General features: G+C 74.3%; 12 protein-coding genes. 7 read left to right on the top strand and 5 right to left on the bottom strand.

Going from position 1 to position 18352, the window contains the following annotated elements; genetic code table 11:
• The first annotated feature begins 69 nt into the window (after positions 1-69).
• The 3 genes from fdh to nrfD are packed head-to-tail and all read left to right on the top strand — an operon-like array spanning position 70 to position 5236.
• Positions 70-3294, top strand: coding sequence for a formate dehydrogenase (gene fdh / locus ACQP04_RS16630; RefSeq protein WP_433507935.1), 3225 nt, complete (start codon positions 70-72; stop codon positions 3292-3294).
• Complete coding sequence (locus tag ACQP04_RS16625; protein ID WP_433507934.1) at positions 3291-4229, top strand: 4Fe-4S dicluster domain-containing protein; 939 nt, start codon at positions 3291-3293, stop codon at positions 4227-4229. The genes fdh and ACQP04_RS16625 overlap by 4 nt, the downstream gene beginning before the upstream one ends.
• Positions 4226-5236, top strand: coding sequence for an NrfD/PsrC family molybdoenzyme membrane anchor subunit (gene nrfD / locus ACQP04_RS16620; RefSeq protein WP_433507933.1), 1011 nt, complete (start codon positions 4226-4228; stop codon positions 5234-5236). Before ACQP04_RS16625 ends, nrfD begins: the two co-directional genes overlap by 4 nt.
• Positions 5237-5245: 9 nt before the next feature.
• Here nrfD and ACQP04_RS16615 read toward each other — a convergent pair whose 3' ends face one another.
• A complete protein-coding gene (locus tag ACQP04_RS16615; protein WP_433507932.1) occupies positions 5246-5857 on the bottom strand; it encodes a hypothetical protein in 612 nt (203 codons plus the stop codon).
• A 238-nt stretch (positions 5858-6095) separates the two neighbouring features.
• On the opposite strand from ACQP04_RS16615, the gene ACQP04_RS16610 reads away from it, so the two are divergent.
• The gene (locus ACQP04_RS16610; protein ID WP_051737211.1) at positions 6096-6428 is read left to right on the top strand and encodes a GYD domain-containing protein; all 333 of its coding nucleotides are present in this window, start codon (positions 6096-6098) and stop codon (positions 6426-6428) included.
• 77 nt (positions 6429-6505) lie between these two features.
• Here the strand turns inward: ACQP04_RS16610 and ACQP04_RS16605 are convergent, their stop codons facing one another.
• Positions 6506-7705: a Vms1/Ankzf1 family peptidyl-tRNA hydrolase gene (locus ACQP04_RS16605; protein ID WP_433507931.1), complete on the bottom strand. Its 1200-nt coding sequence runs from the start codon at positions 7703-7705 to the stop codon at positions 6506-6508.
• Positions 7706-7955: 250 nt separating this feature from the next.
• On the opposite strand from ACQP04_RS16605, the gene ACQP04_RS16600 reads away from it, so the two are divergent.
• From ACQP04_RS16600 to ACQP04_RS16590, 3 genes are all read left to right on the top strand, one after another.
• Complete coding sequence (locus ACQP04_RS16600; protein ID WP_433507930.1) at positions 7956-9239, top strand: alpha/beta hydrolase; 1284 nt, start codon at positions 7956-7958, stop codon at positions 9237-9239.
• Positions 9236-11533 (top strand): bifunctional lysylphosphatidylglycerol flippase/synthetase MprF, encoded by a 2298-nt coding sequence (locus ACQP04_RS16595; RefSeq protein WP_433507929.1) that lies wholly within the window; start codon positions 9236-9238, stop codon positions 11531-11533. Before ACQP04_RS16600 ends, ACQP04_RS16595 begins: the two co-directional genes overlap by 4 nt.
• Positions 11534-11801: 268 nt before the next feature.
• A complete protein-coding gene (locus ACQP04_RS16590; protein ID WP_433507928.1) occupies positions 11802-13343 on the top strand; it encodes a bifunctional aspartate transaminase/aspartate 4-decarboxylase in 1542 nt (513 codons plus the stop codon).
• A gap of 40 nt (positions 13344-13383) precedes the next feature.
• Here the strand turns inward: ACQP04_RS16590 and ACQP04_RS16585 are convergent, their stop codons facing one another.
• The 3 genes from ACQP04_RS16585 to ACQP04_RS16575 form a co-directional block, all read right to left on the bottom strand.
• Positions 13384-14787, bottom strand: a complete 1404-nt coding sequence (locus ACQP04_RS16585; RefSeq protein ID WP_433507927.1) for an alanine--tRNA ligase-related protein — start codon at positions 14785-14787, stop codon at positions 13384-13386.
• 77 nt (positions 14788-14864) lie between these two features.
• Positions 14865-16079, bottom strand: a complete 1215-nt coding sequence (locus ACQP04_RS16580; protein WP_433507926.1) for a hypothetical protein — start codon at positions 16077-16079, stop codon at positions 14865-14867.
• Between the two features lie 194 nt (positions 16080-16273).
• Complete coding sequence (locus ACQP04_RS16575) at positions 16274-18319, bottom strand: amylosucrase (RefSeq protein ID WP_433507925.1); 2046 nt, start codon at positions 18317-18319, stop codon at positions 16274-16276.
• Between the last annotated feature and the right edge of the window lie 33 nt (positions 18320-18352).

Genomic DNA, 18352 nt, shown 5'->3' with positions numbered 1-18352 from the left:
GCACACCCGCCGTCGGTCGCTTCGCAGCGTCCGGTGGTTGGGAGACCCGGTGATCGGGCACACGAGGAGGTGGGAGTGCGCACCTGGATCGAGGGGTGGCCGGTCTACCGGCAGCTGACCGGACCGGACCGCCTCGGCCGCGGCACCGCCTCGCGGTCCGACGGCACCGAGTCGCTGCGCGCGCGCACCCAGGACGCCGACCGCGTCACGCAGTCGATCTGCCCCTTCTGCGCCGTCGGCTGCGGTCAGCGGGTCTTCACCCGCAACGGGCAGGTCACCCAGGTCGAGGGCGACCCCGACTCCCCGATCAGCCGCGGGCGGTTGTGCCCCAAGGGGTCGTCGACGCTGTCGCTGGTCACCTCGCCCGACCGGGTCACCACGGTCCGCTACCGGCGCCCGCACGGCACCGCGTGGGAGGACCTCGACCTCGACACCGCGCTCGACATGATCGCCGACCGCGTCCTCGACACCCGCCGCCGCACCTGGCAGGAGACGGACGACGAGGGCCGGTACCTGCGCCGCACCATGGGCATCGCGAGCCTCGGAGGAGCGACCCTCGACAACGAGGAGAACTACCTCATGAAGAAGCTCTACACCGCCCTGGGCGCGGTGCAGATCGAGAACCAGGCCCGTATTTGACACTCCTCCACGGTTCCCGGTCTGGGGACCTCCTTCGGTCGCGGCGGCGCGACGAACTACCAGCAGGACCTGGTGAACTCCGACTGCATCGTCATCCAGGGCTCGAACATGGCCGAGGCCCACCCGGTGGGCTTCCAGTGGGTCATGGAGGCGAAGAAGCGCGGCGCCACGGTCATCCACGTGGACCCGCGGTTCACCCGCACGTCCGCGGTGGCGGACCTGCACGTCCCGATCCGGGCGGGCACGGACATCGCGTTCCTCGGCGGGCTGATCCGGCACGTCCTGGAGACCGGCGCCTACTTCGAGGACTACGTCCGCTCCTACACCAACGGGCCGATGCTGCTGCGCGAGGACTTCGCCGACACCGAGGACCTCGACGGGCTGTTCTCCGGGTTCGACCCGGAGACCGCCACCTACGACACCGAGACCTGGCAGTACGAGGGGGCGACCGCGCCCTCGGCCGCGGGTGACCGGGACCTCGACGTCCACGAGACCGAGCGCGGCGAGATGCCCGGCTCGGGCGGGGCGCCGATCGCGGCCGATCCGGAACGCGACGACACCATGCAGGACCCGCGCTGCGTGCTGCAGGTGCTGCGCCGGCACTACTCCCGGTACACGCCGGAGAAGGTGCACGAGATCTGCGGCATCCCGGTGGCGACCTTCCAGCGGGTCGCCGAGGCCCTCGTCCGGAACTCGGGCCGGGAGCGGACCAGCGCCTTCGCCTACGCCGTGGGCTGGACCCACCACACCGTCGGCGTGCAGTACATCCGCGCGGCCGCGGTGCTGCAGGCGCTGCTGGGCAACATCGGCCGCCCTGGCGGCGGGATCCTGGCGCTGCGCGGGCACGCGAGCATCCAGGGCTCCACGGACATCCCGACCCTGTTCGACCTGCTGCCGGGCTACATCCCGATGCCGCACGCCCACCGCGACGAGGGCCTGCAGCACTTCATCGAGTCCAACGCGGGCACGAAGGGCTTCTGGGCCGACCTCGACGCCTACGTCGTGAGCCTGCTCAAGGCCTGGTTCGGCGACGCCGCCACGGCGGACAACGACTTCTGCTTCGACCACCTCCCCCGGCTGACCGGCGACCACTCGTCGTTCCGCACGGTGATGGACCAGGCCGACGGGAAGGTCCCCGGCTACTTCGTGGTCGGCGAGAACCCGGCGGTCGGCACGGCCAACGCGCGGATGCAGCGCCACGGCCTCGCGAGCCTGGAATGGCTCGTCGTCCGCGACCTCAACATGATCGAGACGGCCACGTTCTGGAAGGACGGGCCGGAGATCGAGACCGGCGAGATTCGGACCGAGGACATCGGCACCGAGATCTTCTTCCTGCCGGCCGCCGCCCACACGGAGAAGGACGGCACGTTCACCAACACCCAGCGTCTGCTGCAGTGGCACCACAAGGCCGTCGAGCCGCCGGGCGACTGCCGCAGCGACCTGTGGTTCTACTTCGAGCTCGGGAGGCGGATCAAGGCGAAGGTCGCCGGCTCCGACGACCGGCGCGACCGGCCGCTGCAGGAGCTGACCTGGGACTACCCCGTCGACGCGACCGGCGAGCCGAGTGCCGACGCGGTGCTGCGGGAGATCAACGGCGTCGACGCGGACGGCAAGGCCCTGCCGGGCTACACCGCACTCAGGTCCGACGGGTCCACCCGCTCGGGTTGCTGGATCTACTGCGGCGTCTACGCCGACGAGGTCAACCAGTCGGCGCGCCGCCGACCCGGCGCCGAGCAGGACCTCATCGCCGCCGAGTGGGGCTGGGCGTGGCCGATGAACCGGCGCGTCCTCTACAACCGCGCCTCCGCCGACCCCGACGGCAGGCCGTGGAGCGAGCGGAAGCGGCTCACCTACTGGGACGGGGAGAAGTGGGCCGGGCCGGACGTCCCGGACTTCCCCGCCGACACCCCGCCGGACTACGTGCCGCCGCCCGGCGCCCACGCGGCCAGGGCGATCGGCGGCGCCGAGCCCTTCGTCATGCAGTCCGACGGGCGGGCCTGGCTGCACGCCCCCGCCGGGCTGGCCGACGGCCCGATGCCCACGCACTACGAGCCCGAGGAGTCGCCCGTCGGCAACGCCCTGTACGGGCAGCGGGCCAACCCCGCCCGGCAGCGGTTCGAGCGGGCGGACAACCACTACCACCCCGAACCGGGGACGCCGGGCGCCGAGGTCTACCCGTACGTCTTCACCACGTTCCGGGTCACCGAGCACCACACCGCGGGCGGCATGAGCCGGTGGACGCCGCACCTGAACGAGCTGCAGCCGGAGATGTTCCTGGAGGTCTCCCCCGAGCTCGCGGCCGAGCGCGGGCTGACGCACGGCGGCTGGGCGCACGTCGTCACGGCCCGGTCCGCGGTCGAGGGCCGGGTGCTGGTGACCGAGCGGGCCACCCCGCTGCGCATCAAGGGACAGGGCCACGGGTACACGGTGATCCACCAGATCGGCGTGCCCTGGCACTGGGGCCCGAACGGGCTCTCCACCGGCGACGCGGCCAACGAGCTCCTCGGCGTGTCCCTCGACCCGAACGTGCACATCATGGAGACCAAGGCCGCCACCTGCGACATCCGCCCCGGCCGGCGCCCGCGCGGGCCGGAGCTGGTCACGTACCTCGCCGACCGCCGGCGGCAGGCCGGCCTGGAGGAGGAGCCACGGTGAACTCCCTGTCCGGCCCCCTCGCGGACCCGTCGGCCGACGCCGGCTACGCGGACGGGCACCCGCCGCGCGTCGGTTTCTTCACCGACACCAGCGTGTGCATCGGCTGCAAGGCCTGCGAGGTCGCCTGCAAGGAGTGGAACGCCCTGCCGGCCGACGGCGTGGGCGACCACGGCGCCGCCGGCGACGTCCTGGGACTGACCGGGATGAGCTACGACAACAGCGGCGGGCTCGGCGCGAGCACGTACCGGCACGTCGCGTTCGTGGAGCAGCGGGTCCCGGCGCGGGGCTCCGCGCCGGTGGATCTCGGGATGCCGGCCATGGAGCTGCCCGGAGCGGTGCAGCCGGGCGTGGACCGGGACGACGCCACCGAGGTCCGCTGGCTGATGTCCTCGGACGTCTGCAAGCACTGCACCCACGCCGCATGCCTCGACGTCTGCCCCACCGGGTCGCTGATCCGCACCGAGCACGGCACGGTGCTGGTGCAGGAGGACATCTGCAACGGCTGCGGGTACTGCGTCCCCGCCTGCCCCTACGGCGTGCTCGACCAGCGGCAGGGCGACGGGCGGGCGTTCAAGTGCACGATGTGCCAGGACCGGCTCGGCGGCGGCCTGGCCCCGGCGTGCGCCACGGCCTGCCCGACCGAGTCCATCCAGTTCGGCCCGCTCGACGAGTTGCGCGAGCGCGCCGACGCCCGGCTGGCCGAGCTGCACGACCGCGGGGTCGGCGAGGCCCGGCTCTACGGACGCGACCCCGACGACGGGGTCGGCGGCGACGGCGCCTTCTTCCTGCTCCTCGACGAGCCGGAGGTCTACGGGCTGCCGCCGGACCCGGTCGTCACGACCCGGGACCTGCCGTCGATGTGGCGGCACGCCGCGGGTGCCGCGCTGGCCGTGGCGGGCGCCGTCGCGGCCGCGTTCCTGGGCGGCCGGCGGTGAGCGCGCCGGAGCACCGCACCGCGGCCGGGACCCCGCGGACGCGGCGCCGCGGAAAGGGCCGCGGCGAGCGGCTGATGGTGCCCGAGGCCGAGTTCACCTCGTACTACGGGCGCCCGATCATCAAGCCGCCGGTGTGGAAGGTGCCGGACGTCCCCGCCTACCTCTACCTCGGCGGGCTCGCCGGGGTGTCCGCGCCGCTCGCGGCGCTCGCCGACCTGACCGGGCGGCCCGGGCTGCGGCGGGTGGGACGGGTCGCGGCGGCGGGCGGCGCGGCCCTCAGCGTCGGGTTCCTGGTCCACGACCTGGGCCGACCCGAGCGCTTCCTGCACATGCTGCGGGTGCTGAAGGTGACCTCGCCGTTGTCGGTCGGGTCGTGGATCCTCGCGCCGTTCGGGGCGCTGTCCGGGGCGACGGCGGCGGCCGAGGTCCTGGGCGTCACGCCCCGGCTGGCGCGCGCGTCGGGCCTGGCCGCGGGCGCACTCGGCCCGGCGCTGACGACGTACACCGCGGTGCTGGTCGCCGACACCGCCGTGCCGGCGTGGCACGAGGGGTTCCGCGAGCTGCCGTTCGTGTTCGCGGGGAGCGCGATGGCGTCGGGCGGCGGGGCCGGGTTGCTCGCGCGGGGCGACGTCACGCCCGCGCGGCGGGTCGCGGTCGCCGGGGCCGTGCTCGAGCTCGCGGCCACCTCGGTGCTGGAACGCCGGATCGGCTTCGCGGCCGAGGCCTACCGGAGCGGCCGGGCCGGCGCCGTGCTGAAGGGCGCCCGCGCGGGGACGGTCGTGGGTGCCCTCGGGGCGCTCGCCTCGGGATTCGTGCGCGGCCGGCGCGGGCGCGTGCTGGGCGCCGCCGCGGGCCTGCTGCTCAACGCCGCCTCCGCCGCCACCCGCTACGGGATCTTCGAGGCGGGCATGGCCTCGGCCCGCGACCCCGAGTACACCGTCCGCCCGCAGCGCGAGCGTCTCGAGGCGCGGCGGGTGGAGGCCCACCCCGCTGACGGCGACCGGTAGCGCGGGCGGTCACGGTGCCACGTGGGTGCCGGCCGGGATCATCGGCTGCACCGCCGGCCCGACCGGGGCCATCGGGTGAGCCGGGACGACCGGGGCCGCCGGGTGCGCGGGCGAGCCGGCCGGCGTGCCGTGCCCGCTCCCGTGGGCCGTCGTGGCGGTTCCCGTGTGGGGGGCCGCGGCGGGGATCGACGGCGTGGAGTGCCCGCCGAGTCCGATGATCAGTCCGCCCGCGACGGCTGCCGCGGCGAGGACCCCGCCGACCACGACGGCGACGGTCCGGCCGGTGCGGGACCGCGGGGCACCGGCTTCGCGCGGAGCCGGCCCGCTGGAGTTCGCGGCGTGCAGGGCGGTGTGGTAGTCGTAACCCAGGCCGTAGCCGTAGCAGTCCATCCCGGCGAGCACGGAGGCCCAGACGGCGGGCCGCGACGTCGCCGCCGGGCCGTCCTGCACGGGGTGTTCCTGCGGCACCGGAGGGTGCTGCACGAGGCCGTTCCACACGAGGCGCTGCACCGGGCCGTTCGGCACCGGACGGTCCTGCACCGGGCCGGGTCGGGCGGCGTCGCGGCGGGGGTCCTCGGGACCCTCGGGAGCGGACTCGGTGATGGTGATCGTGGTGCTCATGGGGCCTCTCCTCGGGTCCGGCGGGGCGTCCCGGGTGATGCGCCCCGACGCCCTCGACGGTGCTCCCCACCGGGCCCCCGTCCCGTCGGGCCGACGGTGGACGTGCCGGCTGATCCCGCCGTCCCCCGATCGCCCGACACCGGACCGGTCCGGGCAGTTCCGTACGTATCTCTACGCAGCGACAGCGGCCGGCCGTCGGAGGAGGCTGGAGGGTTCCACGGCACAGGGAGGGTCGACGATGGCGAAGTTCGCGTTCTTCTTCAGCTACAGCCCCGAGACGTGGAACCGGATGGTGCTGAAGCCCAGCGACCGCACGGCCGCCGTCCGGACCATGCTCGAGGCCCAGGACGCCCGGCTCGAGGCGCTGTACTACATGTTCGGGGGCCACGACGGCATCGTGATCTTCGATGCGCCCGACTCCCGCGCGGCGGCGGCGATCTCGCTCGCGGTGACCGCGTCGGGTGCCTTCGACCGGCACGAGACCCGTGAGCTGATCACCCCGGACGAGCTGGTCGGCGTGCTGGAGAAGGCGGGTCTACCGCTCCAGGCGTACGTCCGCCCCGGGGACTGACGGCCCCTACGGCACACCGACACAGCACGGAGCCACGACGCACCCCGCGCGGGGGTGCGTCGTGGCTCCGGGGTGCCTCAGATCGGGAAGCGCAGGGTGGCGCCGAGGCCGTCGGCCAGCTCACCGTGCGCGAACAGGCCGGGCTCGGGCGCCTCCTCGCCCGTCGCGTCCGCGGCGGCGCGCGCCTCCTCCTCGGCCTGCCGGGCGTCGTCGAGGCGGTCCTTGCCACGGACGACGGCCGGGTCGTCCAGTCGCACGAGCTGACCGCTCTGGCACGCCAGCGCCCGGATGACCGCCGGCACGCCGGGCACCCGGTGGGGGTCGGTGGCGTTGAGCGCCTCGAGCTCCTCCCGCTGCACGCCGAGATGCGTCGGCTCGGTCCCGGCCCACACCTCGGCGTCCGTCAGCGCGGCGGGGTCGAGGAACAGGGTGTCGACGGCCTCGGCCCGTACGGCCGCCACCACGTCGGCCAGCCCGGTGACGGCCTGCCCGTCGGGCCGGCCGGCCAGCTGCCGGTAGTGGTCCCAGGCGGCGCGGCGCTCGCCGTCGAGGACGTCCTCGACGGCGGCGGCGACGGTGTCCGGCACGTCCTCCGGGGAGATGCCGCCGGAGTGGTCGATCTGCGCGACGATCTGCGCGGACCGCTCGGACAGGGAGTCGACCAGCAGGGACCGGGCCCGCGGCGGCCCGGCCACGACCAGGACGCGCGCGCCGCTGGCGCGCACCCGCGCGTCCACCCGTTCGGCCACGGCGGCCGCGTTCTCGCGCCAGGTCTCCTCGACCCGCTCGTGCATGTTCAGGTGCGACAACCCGCCGCCGCGGACCTTGTGCACCGGCCCGCTGGGCCCGCTGACCTGCTCGGGCTCGGCGTCGCCGGGGGCGAGGATCTCGCCGCCCTTGTCGTCGACCCGCACGACCACGGCCGGCACCTCCTCCCGCACCTCGCCGGTCACCGCGCCGAGCTCGGGCAGCGGCGACCAGGTGGTGACCGCGGTGCGCGGCGGCGCCGGCAGCACGGCGTCGACCAGGACTCCCTTCTCGGCGGCCACGAGCACCCGCCCGCCGGTCCCGTCGGGTGGCGGGGCGTCGGCCAGCGCGCCGTCGACGGCCTCGACGACGGACTCCGGCGCACCCTGGCCCGAGAGCTCCTCGCGGACGGCGCGGCGGCGCAGCTCGTCCTGGCGCGCCGCGTCCTCGGTGTCGTGGGAGACGTCGAGCATCACGGTCGCGAAGGGGCCGGGTGCCGCGCAGGCGTCGCGCAGCCAGTCGAGTCGCACGGGTTCCTCCGTTCCGGGCGCCGCCCGGGGCGGGCCCTGTCGAGGACGGACATCGTCGACGTCGGCCGTACCCGGTGGGCCACCCGCGAAACGGGGGGCGGAGCCGGCGGGGCGGGGCCGCACTACACCCGGCCGGGTGATTTCCGGTCCCGCACCGTGGCCGCTCGGCCATTGTCCGTAACGACACACCAGGACGTGACGAACCGGTCGGTGATCACCGGGTGATCGTCGGGGCGGCGGGAGGAGCGCGGTGGGCGGACTCTCGCTCGTCGACGGATGGCTGCCGATCGCGTTGCTGGCCGTCGGCGGGCTCGCGATGTTCGGGTTGCTCACGCGGTGGGGCCGCGGCGCGGTGGCCACGGTGGTCGCGGCCGTGCTCGTCGCCGCCCTGGTGTTCGCCGGGCTCAACCTGCTCGTGGTCGACGTGCTCGACCTCGTCCCGGAGCCGCTCCCCCGGCAGGTGCTGCTCTGGACCGCGCTCGGGCTCGGCGGCGTCGTGCTCGCGGTGGGGTCGCTCGTCGGCACCCGCCCCGGCCGGAAGGTGGTCGCGCTCGTGTGCGGCCTGCTGGTGGTCGTGTCCGCGGCCGCGCAGATCAACGTCTACTTCGAGCAGTACCCGACGCTCGGCGCCCTCGCCGGCGGCGACGAGCGGTCCTTCGCGGGCGGGCACGGCGCCCCCTCCCGCTCCATGTCCACCCCGGTCGCCTCGCGCTGGACCGGCCCGGCCACCGGCACGTCGAGCATCGAGACCGCGCCCATCCCCGGCACGGTCAGCGGGTTCACCGGCCGGGACGCCCAGCTCTACCTCCCCGCCGCCTACAACTCGCCGAACGCACCGCTGCTGCCCGTGCTGGTGCTCGTCGCCGGCCAGCCCGGCGGTCCCCAGGACTGGGTGGTCGGCGGCACGCTGCAGGCCTTGATGGACGAGGTCGCGCAGCGGCATGGTGGGCTCGCGCCGGTGACCGTCGTCGTCGACCCGAACGGGGCGGACGGGAACAACACCATGTGCATGGACTCGGACATCGCGAAGGCCGACACCTACCTGTCGGTCGACGTCCCGCGCTGGATCGAGGCCACCCTCGGGGTCGACTCCAACCACGCGCACTGGGCCTTCGGCGGCTGGTCCTTCGGCGGCACCTGCGCGCTGCAGATGGCCACCCGGCACCCGGACCTGTACCCGAACTTCGTCGACATGGCGGGCGAGCGCGAGCCCGCGATCAGCGCCGACCGGACGCAGACGATCCAGATCGCGTTCCACGGCGACACTGCGGCGTTCGACGCGCTCACGCCGCTGACCCTGCTCGCGGAGCGGAAGTACCCCGACGTGTGGGGCTACTTCGCCTGCGGCGGGGACGAGGAGGAGGTGGGGGAATGGCAGACCGAGGTCTCGACGGCCGCGCAGCGGGCCGGGATGACGGTGCGGACGCAGGTCGTGCCGGGGCAGGGGCACTCGTGGGGGGTGCCGCACGCGTCGCTCCCGCCGGCGATGGACTTCCTGGGTCCGAGGCTCGGCCTGACGGCGGCGGCGCGGTGAGCGCGCCGGACGGCGCGCAGGCGGGCGGGCCGCCGCTCGCCGAGAAGCCGCCCGCGGTGAAGGCACCCGCGGGGAAGGCCGGCAAGCCGGTGGAGAAGGCGTCCGGCCCGCCGCCCGCCGCGCCGGTCACGGCCGACGCGGCCCCGCCGGCGTCGGCCCCGCTGCCCGCGGCCGCCGGCCGCACGGCGCCCTTCGAGGTCTGGGCCTCGCGGCTGACCGCCGCGCTCCCCCACGCCTGGGGCCGGATGCCGTTCACGATCACCGTGGTCGCGGTGACTCTGCTCGTCGGGCTGGTGGGGCGCACGATCTGGCGCCCGCTCTGGCAGGAGGGCTGGTTCCCGCAGGTCGCCTACGGCGTGCCCGCCCTGCAGGAGGGCCGGGTCTGGACCCTGTTCACCGGCTGGTTCTTCGCGATCACACCCGGCCAGTACGTCACCGGGCTGCTGCTGTTCGCGATCGTCGTCGGCGCGTGCGAGATCCGGATGGGCACGAAGGTCGTGGCGATCACCGCGCTGGCCGGCGAGATCGGCGGCGTGCTGCTGGCGTCCTTGCTGGTCTGGGCGCTGTCGCACACGTCGTGGCCGTGGGCGGTGCACCTCGCGACCGTGCGCGACGCCGGGTTCACCACCGGCGCCCTCACCGTCCTCGCGGTCACCACCGCCGCGCTCCGGTCGCCCTGGCGGCTGCGGATCCGGGCGCTGCTCGGCTTCTACGTCCTGGTGGCGTTCCTGTTCGAGGGCACGCTGTCCGACGTCGCCCACCTCATCGCCGTCGCCGTCGGGTTCGTGGTGGGCCAACGGCTGTTCGGCGTGGAGCCCGGCTTCGGCCCGCGGACCCGCCGGGAGACGCGGCTGCTGGCCTTCGCCGGGCTCGTCGCGATCGCGCTGACCGAGCTCGTCGTGCTGCTGTTCCCCGGCCGCGGACCCTTCGGCGAGACGGCCGGCCAGGCGACCTCGCTGCTCGACGTGCTGATCGACGTCGTGATCGTCGGGATCGTCGCCAACGCGCTGCGGCTCGGCAAGCGGTGGGCCTGGTGGGTCACCGTCGTGCTGGGCGTGCTGAACGCCCTGGTCGCGGTGGCCGCCGTCGTCATCCTGCTGGTGGGCGGGGTGGTTACCGACGAGGCCATCACCCTCGGCACCGGGGTGCTGTGGATCGCGGTCCTGGTCGTCCTGCTGTTCAACCGGCGGGCCTTCCGGGTCCCGATCCGGCGCCGCGTACCGGGCGGGCTCGCCGCGAGCGAGGCCGACGCCCTCGAGCGGGCCCGCACCCTGCTCACCTCGGTCGGCGGCTCGACGATGTCGTGGATGACGCTGTGGCCGGAGATGCGCTTCTACTTCCTGCGCGACGGCCGCGGGTACGTCGGCTACCAGCGGCACGCCGGAATCGCCCTCGCCCTGGCCGACCCGGTGGCGCCGCAGGGCACGATCGCCGCGGCGGTCAGCGAGTTCACCGAGGACGCCGAGCGCGGCGGGCTCACGCCGTGCCTGTTCTCCGTCACCGACACCGCTGCCGAGGCGGCCCGGGCCGCGGGCTGGCGGACCGTCCAGATCGCCGAGGACACCCTCATCGACCTGCCCGGGATCGCCTTCAAGGGCAAGAAGTGGCAGGACATCCGCACCGCGCTGAACAAGGCGAAGCGCGAGGGCATCGAGTTCCGGGTGGTCACGCTCGCCGAGGAGTCCTTCGCCGTCCTCGCCCAGGTGCGGGCGATCTCCGAGGAGTGGGTGGGCGACAAGGGGCTGCCGGAGATGGGCTTCACCCTGGGCGGCGTCGACGAGGCCCTCGACCCGGCGGTGAAGGTCGGGCTGGCGATCGACGCCGGCGGCAGCGTCCACGGCGTGACCTCCTGGCTCCCGGTCTACGCCGAGGGCGGCCGGATCCGCGGCTGGACCCTCGACGTCATGCGGCGCCGGACGGACGGGTTCCGGTCCGCGATGGAGTTCATGATCGCGTCGGCCTGCCTCGCGTTCGCGAAGGAGGGCTACGAGTTCATCTCGCTGTCCGGGGCCCCGCTCGCCCGCGGGGACGACCAGGCGGAGCTCGACCGCACCGACCGGCTGCTGGACAAGCTCGGCGGGGCGCTGGAACCGTTCTACGGTTTCCGTTCCCTGCACGCGTTCAAGGCCAAGTTCTCGCCGCGCTACGAACCGGTGCACCTCGCATTCCGTGACGAGGCGGACCTCCCCCGTATCGGAATCGCGCTCACGCGTGCGTATCTGCCCGACGCCACGCCCCGACAGCTGATCGCGGCCGGTTTCTCCGGGGGCGGCAAGGAGCCGGCGACGCACTGACCGGGCACTTTCCGTCGTCGATTCTGATGATCCGCGGAACCGGCTCTTGTGGAGCGACAATGATGTGCGCTAGTTTTCTTTCCGCACGGGGGATGCGCACTTGGGGCGCCCTGTCAGGTTCAATTCCTGTGTCCTCCACCAACGTCCGGCCGGGGGCCGATCGCCACGCGCGATCGGCCCCCGTCCGCGTTCGCGGGCCGGGTCCCGTTCGCGGGTCGGGTCCGGCCCGCGCCTCCGCCTCTCCCGCCCCCTCGTCCGAGGAGCCCCGATGACCGAGCTCGCCCCGGCGTCCCAGCCCGCGCTGACCGACTCGGCCCGGCACTCCGGCCGCCCGGTGCTCGACGCCGGGCGCGGCCAGCCCAACTGGATCGCCACCACCCCGCGGGCCGCGTTCTTCCGCCTCGGGTCCTTCGCGGTCGAGGAGGCGGCCGCCGCGGGCTCCGCGGCCGCCGGCGACCCGTTCTGGGGCAGTACCCCGGTGTCCGCCGGGATCGGGGACCGGCTCGCGGCCGCGCTGGCGCTCGACCCGTCCGAGGGCGCGCGATTCCTGTCCGGGGCGGTCGACTGGGTGGTGCAGGAGCTGCAGGCGGACCCGGACGCGCTGGTCACCGAGCTGGTCCGCGCCGTGCTGGGCGACGGCTACCCCTCTCCCACGCGGATGCTGCGGCACTGCGAGCTGGTGCTGGAGCGCTACCTGGTGGAGGTCACCGGCGTGGAGCCCGGCCCGCCGGGGCGCTTCCACGTCTTCGGCACCGAGGGCGGCGCCGCCGCGATGGCGTACACCTTCCGCTCCCTGAAGGAGAACGGCCTGGTCTCGCCGGGCGACAAGATCGCGATCGCGGCGCCGGTGTTCACCCCGTACCTGCAGATCCCGGCGCTGGCGGACTTCGGCTTCGAGATCGTGGAGATCCGGGCCGCGGCCAACAAGCCGTACCGGTTCGACGCGAATGTGCTGCAGGCGCTGCGCGACCCGGCGATCAAGGCGTTCGTGGTGATCAACCCGGGGAACCCCGACACCCGCGCGATCCGCCCCGAGCGGCTCCGCGAGGTCCGCGACCTCGTGCACCACCACCGACCGGACCTGGTGATCGTGGCCGACACGGTCTACGCGACCTTCGTCGAGGGCTTCCGCGGGATGCTCTCCGAGGTGCCGCGCAACGTGATCTGCCTGCACTCCTTCTCGAAGAACTTCGGCGCGACCGGCAACCGGCTCGGGTTCGCCGCGGTCGCGGCCGACACCGTGCTCGACGACATCCTCGCCGGCCGCACGGGCCCCGCGCGGGCGGCCGCGGACCGCCGGTACTCGTCGCTGACCCCGGACTCCGCGACCCTGCCCTTCCTCGCCCGCATGGTGGCCGACAGCCGAGAGGTGGCCCTGCACAACATCGCCGGGCTCGCGACGCCGGACCAGGTGCAGATGGCCCTTTTCGCGCTGGCCCACGTGATGCCGGAGGGCGCCGCGCACGCGGCCTCGCTGCGGCTGGAGCTGGACGACCGGCTGGTCGCCCTGCTCGCCCCGCTCGGCGTCGAGGCGCCGGGTGGCCAGGACACGCTCTACTACGCGCTGATCGATCTCACGGCCGTGGCCCGCGTGCGGCACGGCGAGGCCGGGGTGCAGCGGCTCCTGGCGGCCGACCCCGGGCGGGTGCCGGAGATGCTGGCGGACGAGCACGGCGTCGTCGTGCTGCCCGGCGGCGGGTACAGCGCACCGACCTGGGACGTCCGCGTCTGCCTGGCCGCGCTGCGCGCCGAGGAGCTGACGCGGGTGGGCGGGGCGATCACCCTCGTCGTCGACGAGCTGGTGGGCTGACGCCGCCCGGACCGACGGGGTTCGGGCGGGCCCGGCCTGGTCAGACGGCCGCGCGGGACCGGTCGCGCTGGGCGTCCATGAGGTCGTCGAACACCGTCCGCCAGTCCTCGGCGAGCGGGTAGCCCTTGCGCTGCGCCTCCTCGAGGCTGAGCTCGATCGGCATGCCGAAGGTGTCGTGCAGCTCGAACAGGTGCGTGCCCGTGACGACCTCGCCCTGCCGGTTGAGCCGGCGCAGCATCGACAGGCCCTTGCGCAGGGTCCGGGCGAACTGCCGCTCCTCCTTCTGCAGCACGGCGACGATGCGCTCCTCCTGCTCGGCCACCTCCGGGTAGACGTCGGCGAACAGCTTGCCGACGATCGGGACCAGGTCCGCGGCCACGCCCGCGGTGAGCTCGAGGTCCAGGCCGAAGCGCAGCGCCCGGCGGACGAGGCGACGCATGACGTAGCCCTGCTTGGAGTTCCCGGGCTGCACCCCGTCCGCGGCGAGGAAGGCCGCGCCGCGGACGTGGTCGGCCACCACCCGCATGGCGTGGACGACCTCCGGGGCGCCGCCGTCGTAGGACTTCCCGGAGATCTCCTGGAGCTTCTCGACGATCGGCCACAGCAGGCTGACCCGGTAGACGTCCGGGCTGTCGATCGAGGCCGCCGCGATCCGCTCCAGTCCGCCGCCGAAGTCGACGTTGTGCCGCGGCAGCTCGGCGACACCGGTCTCCGTCCTGCGGAACGTCATGAAGACCGAGTTGCCGATCTCCATGTACTGGCCGCCGTCGGAGTTCTGGTGCGGGTACCGGCCGTAGCGGGTGTCGTGCTCCACCTGCGGGAAGTAGTAGAAGACCTCGGAGTCGGGACCACCCGGGTCGCCGACGGGCATCTCGTCCGGCGCGCCGAACCGGCTCCACCAGTTCTTGTCGCCGTAGAACGCGATCCGCGCGCCCTGGTTGCCGTGCTCGTTGCCGTACTCCTCGGTGCCGAGGTCGATGCGCCGGCACTCGATGCCGCGCTCGGCGAAGAGCCGCTCCCAGATCTCGGCGCTCACCTCGTCGCGCGGGATCCCGTGCTCCGGATCGCCGAGGAAACAGGTCACGTAGAGCCGTTCCGGGTCGAGGCCCACGACGTCGACCAGGAAATGGAACACCCGCGGGATCTGCTCGGCCTTCTCGTAGTCGCCGAGGCTCCAGTTCCCGAGCATCTCGAAGAAGGTGGTGTGCCGGTTGTCGCCGACCTCGTCCATGTCCTGCGCGCGCAGGCAGGGCTGGACGTCGGCGAGCTTCGCGCCCTGCGGGTGATCGGCCCCGAGCAGGTACGGCAGCAGCGGTTGCATCCCGGACCCGGTGAACAGGGTCGTGGGATCGTCGCGCAGGACGATCGGCGCGCGCGTCACGATGGCGTGGCCGTCCTGGGCGAGCATGTCGAGGAATGCCCGGCGGATGTCCTGTGCGTCCATTCCGCCGACCCTGCCAGGGAGTTCGGCCGCACCATAAGACCAGAACGGGGTACAGCCCGGAGAATTGTGCGAATCCGTCACGCGTCGTCGTGCAGGAATCGCGTGCGGTAGCGGGTCGTGGCCACCAGGAGGAGGAGTTCCACCACGACCGCAACCACGACGAGCTCGGCGTCGAGATAGCCGAGGGCCACGTTCACGAAGGCCAGCGCGATCACCAGACCGGCCCGGCAGAGCGCGGTGCCGGCCCGGTCCCGGCCCACCAGCAGGGCGAGGGCGGCCAGCAGCAGGACGACGCCGACGACCGCCTCCCCCGCCGACGCGATCACGAGGGCCGGCGGCCGGGTGCCGGGCGCGACGGCCCGGTCGTCGAGCACGATCTGCACGTCCGGCGCGGCGCTGAGCAGCGCGATCAGCACGGCCAGCCCGACCAGGGAGAGCAGGCCGAGCACGGCCGAGCCGACGGCCAGCAGGAGCCGGTGCGCCCAGCGCGGCAGGAGCACGCGCTCGGTGCGGGCGAGGACGCTGCGTGCGCCGCCGAGCCGGTCCCGCGGGGTCTGGACGGGTGCCGCCTCGACCACCGGGTGCACGGCGCCGGCGAGCGTCGCGAGGTCGGGGCGGGCGGGCTGGGTCCGCAGGGCGTCGAGGTCCCGGAGCAGCACGGTGCGGGTGGCGGGCCGCAGCGGACCGTCGGCCAGGTCCTTCAGCCGGACGACCGCGGCGTACGCCAGCTCTCGCGGTCGCCCCTTCGGCACGTGCCGGGCCAGCACCACCACGCCGAGCACCGCCAGGAAGGTGCTGTAGATGATCGGCGCGGCGAGCGGGGTGAAGTAGTCGTTGCGGCGGGTGATGAACTTGCCGACCTCGTCGACGAACAGCCCCGAGCCCACGCCCGCGCACACCGCCGTGGCCGGCTGCACCCAGCGGTTGCTCCACAGCAGCGCCACCACACCCCCGGCCAGCAGCAGCACACCGCCCCACAACGCGTGGGCCAGGTGGTACTCGCCGCCGCCGATCTGCGGGTAGCCGGTCAGCGCCAGGTACAGCCTGGTCACCACCACCGTCACCCCGAACGCCACCGCCAGCAGCCGCACGGTCTGCACCGCGTCCTCCCGCACCACCGGCCCGCGGAGGCGGGTGGGGGTGGGGTCAGCGCTGTCGGGGGCGGCGCTGTCGGGGGCGGCGCGGTCGGGGGCGTTGTCGGAGACGGCGGCGTGGGCTGGTGCGGCATCGGGCGAAAGGGCCGGCTCGATGCGTTCCGGCCCGGGCTCCCTCGGCTCCGCCGTCGCCGTCATCGCACCCTCCCCCCGGCCCCGCGGACGTGTCCGCGCGACGGTAGCGATCGACGGGCGGTCGCGACAGCCCCGTGATCGCAGGTCGGATCGGCAAGGCTTGCCCTGCATGGAGGTACGACACTCCGCGGCCGAGATCGTCGATCGTGGATGCAGAGCGTCGGAAATCGGCCGTCTCCGTCAGGGACGGATGATCATCAGGGTTCGGCGAGCCAGGCGAAGCCCAGGGCGGGGAGGTGGGCGCGGCCCTCGTGGACCCGGACCGGCCCGTCGGAGGAGAGGACGGTGTCGAGGCCCCCGACCAACCCGGCGTCGACCGAGGCGGGGTGCTCGGCGAAGTTCGCGAGGCCGAGGAAGGTGCCGCTGCGGGGGTGGCGGCGGCGCCAGGCGAGGATGCGCGGATCGTCGAGCAGGAGCACCTCGGCGGCGGCGCCGGCGTGCAGGGCGAGCAGGTCCGCGCGGGTGGCGGCGAGGCGGCGCAGCCAGTCGAACACCCGGCCCTCGACGGAGCTGGCGTCGTGCCGGCGGGCGAACGCGGCGGCGTCGAGCCACGGGCGGTGCATCCAGCGGTTGTCCGCGGCGAGGGCGGGGTCGTCGAGGTAGGAGTGGTCGTTACGGAGCGCGAGCTCGTCGCCCATGTACAGCAGGGGCACGCCGCCGTAGGCGTAGGCGACCGCGTACGCCAGCACCAGCCGCCGGATGCCGGCCTCGAGCGCGCCGCCGTCGCCGACGTCGAGGGCCTGCTCGATCCCGCAGAGCGAGGCCGCGCTGCCGGAGATGCGCGCGTCGCCGGTCTCGGGGTTCTCCTGGAACAGCGCACCGCGGGCGAAGGAGCCCGGGTACCGCCCGGAGTAGAAGTCGTTGAGGAAGTGCCGGTGCGCCGCGCCGGTCCAGCCGACGGCGGCCGCGTCGACGTCGCTGATGGCCCAGCCGATGTCGTCGTGGCACCGGACGTAGGTGGCCCAGGAGGCGTCCGACGGGATCGGGTCCATGCGCCGCAGCGCCTGCACCGCGAGCCGCGCGTCCCGGGTCGCCAGGCACGACCACAGCAGCACCATGAGCTGGTTGTGATAGGCCAGCTCGCACTCGGGCCGGTGCCGCGGGTGCCCGCCGAGGTAGGACACGAGGTCCTCCGGCGCGACGATCGCCTCCGCCTTGAACACCGTCGCCGGGGCGGCGAGCTTCACCGCGGCGTGCAGGGCCTGCAGGAGGTCGTGCACCTCGGGCTGGTTCTGGCAGTTCGTGCCCAGCCGCTTGCCCATGAACGGCACGGCGTCCATCCGGAAGATCTCGACGCCCCGGTCCGCCAGCGCGAGCACCCTCTCCAGCAGCGCCGCGAAGACCTCGGGGTTCGCGTGGTCGAGGTCCCACTGGTAGTCCCAGAAGGTCGTCCACACCCAGCCGCCCGCGCCGTCCCGGGCCTCCGGCACCCAGGTGAAGGAGCCGGGCGCCCGGTCGGGGAAGACGTCCGGGATGGTCGCCTCGTAGGCGTCGGGCAGCGTCCGGTCGGGGAAGGCTGTGTAGAAGCCCGCGTACCGCGGGTCGCCGGCGAGCCAGCCCCGCGCCCACGGGTGCTCCCGCGCGGTGTGGTTCAGCACCAGGTCCACGCACAGGCTCATGCCCCGCGCCCGCAGGGCCCCCGCCAGCTCCTCCAGATCGCCGAGCGTGCCGAGCCGGGGGTCGACGGCGCCGTAGTCGGCCACCGCGTAGCCGCCGTCGTTCTCCCCCTCGCGCGGGCGCAGCAGCGGCATGAGGTGCAGGTACGTCACGCCCAGCTCGGCGAGGTGGTCGAGGCGGGCGTGCAGGCCGCGCAGCGTGCCGGCGAACCGGTCGGTGTAGGCGACGTACCCGACCATCCGCGGGTCCTGGTACCAGCGCGGGTGCACCTCGCGGCGGCGGTCGAGCTCGCGCACCGGTGCGGGGCGGGCGGCCGCGGCGGCGAGCGCGGCGCGGACCAGGCGGGTGGCGAGGGCGTCCGTGTCGTGCCGGTCGCCGTAGAGGGCGTCGAGCGGCAGGTGCAGGTCGGGGAACCACAGCTCCAGCCGGGCGAGGAACCCGACGGCCTCGGCCCGGCCCAGGGCCGCCTCCGCCTCGGGCCGCAGCTCGGGGAGCAGGGACCGCAGGCAGGCCGCGGCCGCCCGCCGCCGCTCGGCCTCGGGACGACGGCGGCGGGCGTCGGGATCCGGTGCCGCGCCGGCGTGGGGCCCGGCCGGGGACGGCGCCGGGCCCTGGCGGTCGATCATCCGCCCATCCTGCCGCGCACCGGCCCGGTCCGC

The sequence above is a fragment of the Pseudonocardia halophobica genome (genome assembly GCF_050948485.1).
GTDB lineage: Bacteria > Actinomycetota > Actinomycetes > Mycobacteriales > Pseudonocardiaceae > Pseudonocardia > Pseudonocardia halophobica.
The sequence above is the reverse complement of the archived record's forward strand: the minus strand, read 5'-3'. Positions and strand labels throughout refer to the sequence as shown.